At 69.9% G+C, this 8734-nt stretch carries 8 protein-coding genes; 5 read left to right on the forward strand and 3 right to left on the reverse strand.

Annotation, left to right across the window (positions count from 1 at the left end):
- Nucleotides 1–48: 48 nt before the first annotated feature.
- Nucleotides 49–849 carry an SAM hydrolase/SAM-dependent halogenase family protein gene (locus tag IG98_RS0140415; protein WP_030925219.1) on the reverse strand — a complete coding sequence of 267 codons (801 nt, stop codon included), beginning with the start codon at nucleotides 847–849 and terminating at the stop codon, nucleotides 49–51.
- A gap of 117 nt (nucleotides 850–966) precedes the next feature.
- Here IG98_RS0140415 and IG98_RS0140420 point away from each other — a divergent pair, with 117 nt between their 5' ends.
- Together IG98_RS0140420 and otsB are read left to right on the forward strand one after the other, a co-directional pair.
- The gene (locus tag IG98_RS0140420; protein WP_030925221.1) at nucleotides 967–1281 is read left to right on the forward strand and encodes a DUF3263 domain-containing protein; all 315 of its coding nucleotides are present in this window, start codon (nucleotides 967–969) and stop codon (nucleotides 1279–1281) included.
- A 170-nt stretch (nucleotides 1282–1451) separates the two neighbouring features.
- A complete protein-coding gene (gene otsB, locus IG98_RS0140425; RefSeq protein ID WP_030925223.1) occupies nucleotides 1452–2237 on the forward strand; it encodes a trehalose-phosphatase in 786 nt (261 codons plus the stop codon).
- Nucleotides 2238–2284: 47 nt separating this feature from the next.
- Here the strand turns inward: otsB and IG98_RS0140430 are convergent, their stop codons facing one another.
- Together IG98_RS0140430 and IG98_RS0140435 are read right to left on the reverse strand one after the other, a co-directional pair.
- Entirely contained in the window at nucleotides 2285–3454 is a 1170-nt protein-coding gene (locus IG98_RS0140430; RefSeq protein WP_030925225.1) for an MFS transporter, read from the reverse strand.
- Nucleotides 3455–3527: 73 nt separating this feature from the next.
- On the reverse strand, nucleotides 3528–4952 hold the full coding sequence (locus IG98_RS0140435) for an alpha,alpha-trehalose-phosphate synthase (UDP-forming) (RefSeq protein ID WP_030925226.1): 1425 nt from the start codon (nucleotides 4950–4952) through the stop codon (nucleotides 3528–3530).
- A 306-nt stretch (nucleotides 4953–5258) separates the two neighbouring features.
- Here IG98_RS0140435 and IG98_RS0140445 point away from each other — a divergent pair, with 306 nt between their 5' ends.
- From IG98_RS0140445 to IG98_RS0140455, 3 genes are all read left to right on the forward strand, one after another.
- Complete coding sequence (locus IG98_RS0140445) at nucleotides 5259–6755, forward strand: S1 family peptidase (protein WP_030925230.1); 1497 nt, start codon at nucleotides 5259–5261, stop codon at nucleotides 6753–6755.
- 163 nt (nucleotides 6756–6918) lie between these two features.
- The gene (locus IG98_RS0140450) at nucleotides 6919–7476 is read left to right on the forward strand and encodes an RNA polymerase sigma factor (RefSeq protein ID WP_030925232.1); all 558 of its coding nucleotides are present in this window, start codon (nucleotides 6919–6921) and stop codon (nucleotides 7474–7476) included.
- 212 nt (nucleotides 7477–7688) lie between these two features.
- The coding region (locus IG98_RS0140455; protein ID WP_037972599.1) for a S1 family peptidase at nucleotides 7689–8734 on the forward strand (1046 nt) is incomplete at its 3' end.

Consider the following 8734-nt stretch of genomic DNA (forward strand, 5'->3'; position numbering starts at 1 on the left):
GGGGAGCGGACCCGGCGGAAGTCCGCGGGCCGGTCGCCGACCCACCCGTCATGGCGCGGGTGAGAGACGCACGCGGGCTCCCGGCGGCAGGCCCAGCCGCTGGGAGGCGTCGCCGGAGTTGATCGCCAGCGCGACCAGCCCGACCGAGTCGATGAAGGACACGAGCTCCCCGGGTGGAACCGCGGTGAAGGTCTCCTTGAACGGCACCGCGAGCCGCCGCCCGCCCATCCAGACCACCAGGCTGTCTCCCAGTGAGACGCCCAGCGTTATCAGGTCGGCGGCGCCGATCGACAGCTGGACGTTGCCGTGCCGGTTGACCGACAGCACCTCGCCCTCGGCGTAGTCGTCCTGGACCGTCGAGGTGGGCGCGGGCAACGAGATCAACCGGTTTATCGGAATCTCCTGCCCCAGTTCGGCCGGATGCCGCCCGATCGCCAGATACGCCGCGACGGGCGCGAAGAGGTCGCGTCCATGAAAGGTGGGTGAGAGAGGGGGCAGGAAGAACTCCTCGTTGGACAGCTCGTAGGCGGCCCGCGCGCCTCCGCTGGCGTGGATCGCCCACGACAGCAGCCCGTTGTCCGGGCCCAGGAACACGTGGTCACCGGCCTCGACCGCCACGGCCCTGCGCGAGCCGCTGGGATCCACCGCGGCGACGTGCACGCCGGGAGGCAGGTAGGTGATCGTCTGGGCCAGGATCGCCGCACCGCGCCGTACGTCTCCCAGAGGCACCAGATGGCACACGTCAATGATTCGCGACTCCGGAGAGATTCCGACGATCACGCCGTGACAGGCGGCGATATAGCCGTCTTCCAGTCCGTAGTCGGTGAGAAGGCTGATGACAGAGGTCACACTTGGTGACTGTACGGCTCCGCATCCGTCATGAACAGCGCGAAATTCCGGACTATTCTGACTCCGGGCGGCGTGTGCGCGGTGTGATCGCCATGTGCCCCGACCGAGGAGGAAGCCATGGACACCGAGCCGACCCCCGGTGACAGTGCCGACGGCGGGGTTGCCCGAGAGCCCGCGTCGCGTGCTCTCACCGACTCCGAGCGGGAGTTGCTCGCCTTCGAGCGTCGGTGGTGGCGCCACGCGGGCGCCAAGGAGCAGGCGGTCCGGGAGGCCTTCGACATCTCCGCGACGCGCTACTACCAGCTGCTCAGCGAGCTCATCGAACTACCCGCGGCACTTGCCCACGATCCGATGCTGATCAAGCGCCTGCGCCGTCTCCGTGAGACGCGCCGGAGCGACCGAGCCGCTCGGAGGACGGGCTTGCGTCCCTGATACCGGGGGACGAGTGCGCGGAGGGGCCGGCGAGGTGCGCCCGGATTGACCAAGAAGCCCTGAAGATGGCTTGCGTCGCTGATCTCCGGGTACGACCGGTCGGGCGGGCGAACGCCGGAGGGCGGGGCCGATGAGACGGGCGAGACGATGGAGACGGAGAGGAACCGGACATGACGGCGAACCCGCCCGACGGGCTGAAGGCGATCGTGGCCGACCCCGGGGGAGCGGTGATCGGGCTCGACTTCGACGGCACGCTGTCTCCGATCGTCTCCGACCCCGCGGAGGCCAGAATCCACCCTGATGGTCCCGAGGTGCTGTCCAGGCTCGGCGGTCTGGTCGGCGCCGTGGTGGTCGTGACCGGCCGCCCGGCCGCCACGGCCGTCGAGTACGGCTCCCTGGCCGGTGTGCCCGGTCTGGTGGTGCTCGGCCACTACGGCCTTGAACGCTGGGAGGCGGGCGCGCTGGCCGCGCCGCCCGTCCACCCGGGCCTCGACCTGGTCAGGGCGGGGCTCCCCCGGCTGGTCGAGGGGTGGGATGGGGTCAGGGTCGAGGACAAGGAGCGGGCGATGGCCGTGCACACCCGGCAGGCCGCCGACCCGTGGGCGACGCTTGAGGCGCTGCGCGAGCCGGTCGCCGCGCTGGCCGCCGAGGCCGGGCTGGTGGTCGAGCCCGGCAAGTTCGTGTTGGAGCTGCGCCCGCCGGGGATGGACAAAGGGATGGCGCTGAGCGCCTTCCTGCACGAGCGGGCCGCCAGGTCCGTGCTGTTCGCCGGGGACGACCTTGGAGATCTCGCGGCGTTCGCAGCGGTACGGGCCTCCGGGCTGCCGGGGGTGACGGTGTTCAGCGGGTCGCCGGAGATCGAGGTGGAGGCCGACATCGTGGTGGACGGGCCCCCGGGTGTCCTGGAGCTGCTCAGCTCGATCGCCGACGCCATCGAGAAAGAGGCGCCCCGCTGAGCGGGTGAGGCCGCGGCCGGATGTGCCTCACCGCCGGTCTTCCCCGCTCAGGCGCGCCTGCCGGAGCCGATCAGCAGCCCTCCGACGGCCAGCCCGATCAGGACCGGGACCATGAGGAACGCCTGCTGGGTGCCGAACCCGTCGGCCAGCGCGCCGAGCAGGAACGGCCCGCTGCCCACCGCCAGGCCGGCGAAGATCGAGGCCAGGGCCGACGCCTGGTCCCGCCGCCCGCCGGAGACGGCCAGCACCCGCGACAGCGCCATCGGGAAGTGCAGCGCGACTCCCAGCCCGGACACGGCCAGGCCCACGTAGGAGAACACCGGGTCCTTGCTCAGCCAGAAGATCGCCCATCCGGCGGCGGTGACCAGGAGCGCCCCGATGAACAGCGCGGTCGGCGGTATCCGCAGGGCCAGCCGCCCCCCGGCCAGCCGCCCCACCGCCAACCCGGCGGTGAACGCCGCGACCGCGGTCGCGGCCACCGCCGCGGGCAGCCCGGTCTGGTCGGAGAACAGCTTGGCCGCCCACAGGTTGAAGCAGAACTCCATCGCGACGCAGCAGAACAGCACGGCCCCGGCCAGGTAGAAGCGCCAGCCGAAGCGGGCCCCGGCCTCCGGGCCGGTTCCGGCAGCCGCGTCCTCCCGCTCCGGAATCCAGACGCGTCCCATGAACAGCGCGAGCAGCGCGGTCAGCACGGCGGGCACCAGCAGCGCCGCCCGCCAGCCGAAGGCGCTCTGTGCGGCGGCGCTGACCACGAAGGGGACCCCGATGCCGATGATCACGCAGACCGCGTTGGCCTCGCTGATCGCCGCGGGGCCCGCCGGGCCGTGGTGGTCGTCGAGCGCCGCCATGCCCGAGTACAGGGTGATGGAGGCCATCCCGCTGGCGACGCCGTAGCCGAGGAGGGTGATCGGCAGCGTGGTGGGAGCCGCCGCGACCAGGAGCGTGCCGACGCTCATTCCGGCCAGTCCGGTCCAGGTGACGGCCCGGCGGCCGATCCTCCCGGTCAGCCAGGGGAGGGCGAGGCCGGTGATGATGCCGCCGACGGCCATCGAGGTCCCGTGTAGTCCGGCGACCGCCTGGGAGACGCCCTGGTCGAGGCGGAGCAGCGGGAGCGCGGCGCTGAGGCCGTACAGATAGGTGGCGAAGGCGCCGAGTTGCAGGTAGATCAGCCAGATCGCCCGGTCGCGGATCAGTCTGACGGGGGCGATCGCGGTCAATTCAGGCTCCCCGTTTGTAAAAAAGTTAAATAGCCGCGAAAACTATCTCATGAAGGACTGAAGCTTCCTGTCCTTATCCGAGAGCGTCGAGCTGCTCGGCGAACCACCGGTGCGGCGGAAGCGCGGTCGCCGCGCCGGCCAGCAGGGCGCCCCTCCTGGCACGCTCGGCCTCGGGCATCGTCAGCCCCTCATGCAGCGCGGCGGCTGTGGCCGAGACGTCGTAGGGATTGACGGTCACCGCGTGCTCGCCCAGCTCGGCGGCGGCGCCCGCCTCTCGCGACAGCACCAGCGCGCTGCCCGGCGACAGGATCGGCCCCTCCTTGGCCACCAGGTTCATGCCGTCGCGGATCGGGTTGACCAGCAGCACGTCGGCCAGCCGGTAGGCGGCGAGCGAGCGCGGGTAGTCGTCGTCGACGTTGAGGATCAGCGGGTCCCAGTCCTCGGTGGCGTACTCGTCCTCGATCTCCTTGGCACAGCGCTGCACCGCCGCGGTGTACTCGCGGTATTCGGGCAGATCGTGCCGGGACGGGTAGGCGAAGGCGAGGTGGGTGACCCGGCCGTGCCACTCCGGGTGGGCCGAGAGGAACTCCCGGTAGGCGGCCAGACCCCTGACGATGTTCTTCGACAGCTCCGTCCTGTCGATCCGCACGATCAGCCTGCGGTCGCCCACCTGGGCGCGGAGCGCGGCCATGTGCGACTCCACGTCGGGCTCGGACGCCCGTGCCCAGAGTGCCTTGCCGTCCACGCCCAGGCTGTGCGTGCCGATCCGGATGGTCCTGCCCTCGTGCGTGACCGTACGGCTCGCGCGCTCGACCCGGGCACCGAGCACGGTCTCGCAGCAGTCCATGAACGCCCCGCCCCAGCGGGCGGTCAGGAAACCCGCGTGGTCGGCGCCCAGGATGCCCTCCAGGACCTCGGCCGCGACGTCGTCGGGGAGCAGGCTGAAGTATTCGGGCGGAGCCCACGGAGTGTGCGAGAAGTGGGCCACCCGCAGGTCGGGCCGTTCCCCCCTGAGCATGGCCGGCACCAGGCTCAGGTGGTAGTCCTGCACCATCACCCGCGCCCCGTGCGGGGCCTCCTCGGCCAGCGCCATCGCGAACGCCTCGTTGTACGCCTGGTACGACTCCCACTCCCTGCGGAACCTGGCGTCGAAATGCGGTCTGTTGGGGGTGTCGTACAGCAGATGGTGGACGAACCAGAGCGTGGAGTTGGCGACCGCGTTGTACGCGCGGTGGAAGGTCGCCGGGGGGATGTCGAGCATGCGCAGCGCCCCGGTGTCGTAGCCCGCCTGGTCGAGACGGCCGCCGGGCGCCAGCCGCACCGCTCCGCGGTCGCCGTCGGACAGCGCCGCGCAGACCCAGAGGGCGCCGAGGTCCTTCGCGACCTCCGACAGGCCCGACACCAGGCCGCCCCCTCCCCTGCGCATGGACAGGGAGCCGCCCTCGGAGAGGGTGAAGGAGACGGGACCGCGGTTGGAGGCCACGAGGATCGCGTTCATGAGACCCCTTCGCTGGCTGGGGACACGCTTGTCCAGAAGATTAACCGGCGCCCGGCCGGGGCGCCCTGCTCTTCAGGCCAAGGAAGAATGGCGTTCATTTGAGTGTGTCAGCTCTTGTCGGTAACTCGGTGAGTACATCCCGGTTTCATGACTTTCCGATGATGGATCGGAAGCTCGAGACGTTCCGAGGGGTGCCCGCGTGGCGTGTGGTTTTTGGGGGCTTGGGGGCAACGGCTGGATTAGGGTGGCGTTGCCCGCGAGGCGATCTCCCCTCCCGCCGTGAAAGCCGAGGCCGAGGAGGGATTCATGTCCCGCAGACATGCCGTCGCCATGGGCTGCGTGCTGGCGATCATCGCGCTCACCCTGACGGGCGTGCCGGTCGCGGCCGGACCTCGGGCGAAGAGTGTTCCGGTCACCGCGTCCACCTGGAAACCGCCGTCGGGCATGCTGGAGGCACTCCAGCGCGACCTGGGGCTGACCAGGCGGCAGGCCCAGGCACGCCTGCTCAACGAGGCCCGCATGCTTCCGGTCGCGACGCGGCTCAGCCGGAGACTCGGTGACCGTTTCGGCGGCTCATGGCTTGTGGGAGCCACTTCGCAGACCCTCGTGGTGGCCACCACCGACGAGGCCGACATCCCCCACATCATCGCGGCGGGCGCCCGGGCCGAGGTCGTCACCCGGTCGATGGCGGAGCTCCTCCTGATCAGGGAGAAGGTCGACGGCGTGCTGCCCGCCAAGCCGCGTGTGGGGGGCGTGCGCTACGTCGACGCGAAGAGAAACAAGGTGGTCGTCCTGTCCGCGCAGCCCACGGTGGCCGAGAACCTCATCAAGGACGTGAAGGTGGACACGGACGCGGTGAGCGTGGTGTCGTCCACCGAGCAACCCCAGCCCCTCCACGACCTGCAGGGCGGCGACGCCTACTACGTCGGTGTCGCGAGCCGCTGCTCGATCGGTTTCTCGGTGACCCACGAAGCCCAGGCGGGTTTCGTCAGTGCCGGTCACTGCGGTAAGACGGGTGAAGCCACCACCGGTTTCAACCGGGTGCCCCAGGGGACCTTCCAGGCATCGGTCTTCCCGGGCCGCGACTACGCCTGGGTCGCGGTGAACCACAACTGGACGCCCAAGCCCGCGGTCAGCAACGGCATCGGCGGCACCGTGTCCGTCGTCGGCTCCAAGGTGGCCGTCGAGGGGGCCTCGGTCTGCCGGTCCGGCTCCACCACCGACTGGCACTGCGGGGTCATCCTGCAGCGCGACACCAGCATCACCTACCCCCAGGGGGCGGTCTCCGGGCTGACCCGCACGAACGTCTGCGCCGAGCCGGGCGACTCGGGTGGCTCGTTCATCTCGGTGGACCAGGCCCAGGGAGTCACCTCCGGCGGCTCCGGCGACTGCACCTCGGGTGGTGTCACCTACTTCCAGCCGGTCAACGAGATCCTCATCGCCTACGGACTGACCCTGGTGACCGACACGATCACCTCGCCGAGCACGGGCACCTGCACCGGCTACCCGAAGATCTACGTCGGTAGTCTGGAGAGCGGTCAGGCCGTCTACCGGCCGGCCATCAGCTACTACCGGGCGACCGTCACCGGCCAGCACCATGGCTGCCTGGACGGGGACGACGGCGTCGACCTCGATCTCTACCTCGAGAGGTGGAAGGGGACCGGTTGGGGCACCGTCGCCACCTCGGACAGCCCGGGCCCCGACGAACAGATCAGCTACACCGGCCCGCCCGGCTTCTACCGCTACCGGGTGGTCTCCGTGAGCGGTTCCAGCCCCTACACCCTGGGTTTCACGACGCCGTGACGACCGGTCCCGTGCTCCTGGCGGACCCCTGCTGGGAGCTCACATAAGGGTTAAGATCAGCATATTTCGGGTTCGTCGCTTTTTGTAACGAAACCGAAGGTCGGCAACGGGGATCCCCGACCGTAGGATGTCCAGCGACCGTGACCGCTGATGGGGGCTCGTGATGGCGCTGGATGAGACGACCGAGGAGCTGGCCCGGACGGCCGCCCAAGGTGACCACCGCGCGCTCGGCGAGCTGCTGAAGCGTATCGAGCCCGCGGTGCTCCGGCACTGCGGGCGCATCCTTCCCTTCCGGCAGGACGCCGAAGAGGCCTGCCAGGACACCCTGCTGGCGGTGGCACGCAACATCGGCCGCTTCGAGGGGCGCGCCAAGTTCAGCACCTGGTTGCACATCGTGACCGCCAACTGCGCCAGGACCACCTACCGTTCGCTGAAGCGTCGCGCCGCGGAGCAGAGTTCGGACGAGTTGCCGCTGCAGAAGCCGGACGTCGCCAGGGTGAGCGTGATCGCCGGCTCCCGGCTGGACCTGCTCGACGTGATGGAGGCCCTGGAGGCGGAGAAACCCGACCTCGCCCAGGCACTGGTGCTGCGCGACATCTGCCAGCTCGACTACAACGAGGTGGCCGAGCAACTCCGCATCCCGCTGGGCACCGCCAAGTCCCGCATTCACCAGGCGCGCAAGTACGTCCAGGGTGCTCTGGGCGACGCCTACGGCTTCTGATCTCGACGGGTCTGGAGAACACCGAGCCGGTCCGGGGCCCGCCCCTGGTGGGGATGAGCGTGCATCGAAATCGTCTGCCGCGTGGCGTGTGGTGTTCGAGGCCTTGGGGGCAACGGCTGGATTAGGGTGGCGTTGCCCGTATCGCATGATCGATCTGTGGTGTGCGGCGATCTCCCCCTCCTGCTGTGAAGGCCGAGGTCGAGGAGAGTCCCATGTCCCGCAGGCATGTCGTCGTCACGGGCTGCGTGCTGGCGGTCACCGCGCTCACCCTGACGGGTGTGCCGGCCGCGGCCGGACCGCGGGTGACGGGTGTTCCGGTCACCGCGTCCGTCTGGAGACCGCCGTCGGGCATGCTGGAGGCGCTCCAACGCGACCTGGAACTGACCAGGGAACAGGCCCAGGCGCGCCTGCTCAACGAGGCCCGCCTGACGGGAGTGGCGGCGGAGCTCCGGGCGAGACTCGGTGACCGTTTCGGTGGCTCGTGGCTGATGGGAACCATCGCGCAGACCCTCGTGGTGGCCACCACCGACGAGGCGGACATCCCCCACATCATCGCGGCGGGCGCCCGGGCCGAGGTCGTCAAGCGGTCGCTGACGGAGCTCGACAAGCACATAGAGGTCCTCAACCAGTCGATACCCAGCACCAAGAACGAGGGGAGTGTCCGCTACGTCGACGCCAGGAACAACAGGGTCGTCGTCCTGTCGTCGGAGCCGTTGGTCGCGGAGGATCTCATCGAAGCCGCCGGTGTCGACTCGAGTGTGGTGAAGGTGGTGCCGTCCACCGAGCGGCCCCGGCTTTTCACTGACGTGCAGGGCGGCGACGCCTACTACGTCGGTGTCGCGAGTCGTTGCTCCGTCGGTTTCTCGGTGACCCACGAAGCCCAGGCGGGTTTCGTCAGTGCCGGTCACTGCGGTAAGGCGGGTGATGCCACCACCGGTTCCAACCGGGTGCCCCAGGGGGTCTTTCGGGCGTCGTCCTTTCCCGAGAACGACTACGCCTGGGTGGCGGTGAACGCGAACTGGACGCCCAAGCCGGTGGTGAGCAACGGCCTCGGCGGCACCGTGCCCGTCGCGGGTTCCAGGCCGGCTCTGGAGGGGGCCTCGGTCTGCCGGTCCGGTTCCACCACCGACTGGCACTGCGGGATCATCCGGCAGCTCAGCGCCAGTGTCACCTATCCCCAGGGCACCATCTACGGGCTGGGGCGTACCAGCGTCTGCGCCGAGCCGGGCGACTCGGGTGGCTCGTTCATCTCGGTGGA

The sequence above is a fragment of the Streptosporangium amethystogenes genome (genome assembly GCF_000721075.1).
GTDB lineage: Bacteria > Actinomycetota > Actinomycetes > Streptosporangiales > Streptosporangiaceae > Streptosporangium > Streptosporangium amethystogenes.

Coding starts and splice junctions, on each gene's coding strand:
- IG98_RS0140420 (WP_030925221.1), top strand. CDS start 967: ATGGACACCGAGCCGACCCCCGGTGACAGTGCCGACGGCGGGGTTGCC.
- otsB (WP_030925223.1), top strand. CDS start 1,452: ATGACGGCGAACCCGCCCGACGGGCTGAAGGCGATCGTGGCCGACCCC.
- IG98_RS0140435 (WP_030925226.1), bottom strand. CDS start 4,952: ATGAACGCGATCCTCGTGGCCTCCAACCGCGGTCCCGTCTCCTTCACC.
- IG98_RS0140445 (WP_030925230.1), top strand. CDS start 5,259: ATGTCCCGCAGACATGCCGTCGCCATGGGCTGCGTGCTGGCGATCATC.
- IG98_RS0140450 (WP_030925232.1), top strand. CDS start 6,919: ATGGCGCTGGATGAGACGACCGAGGAGCTGGCCCGGACGGCCGCCCAA.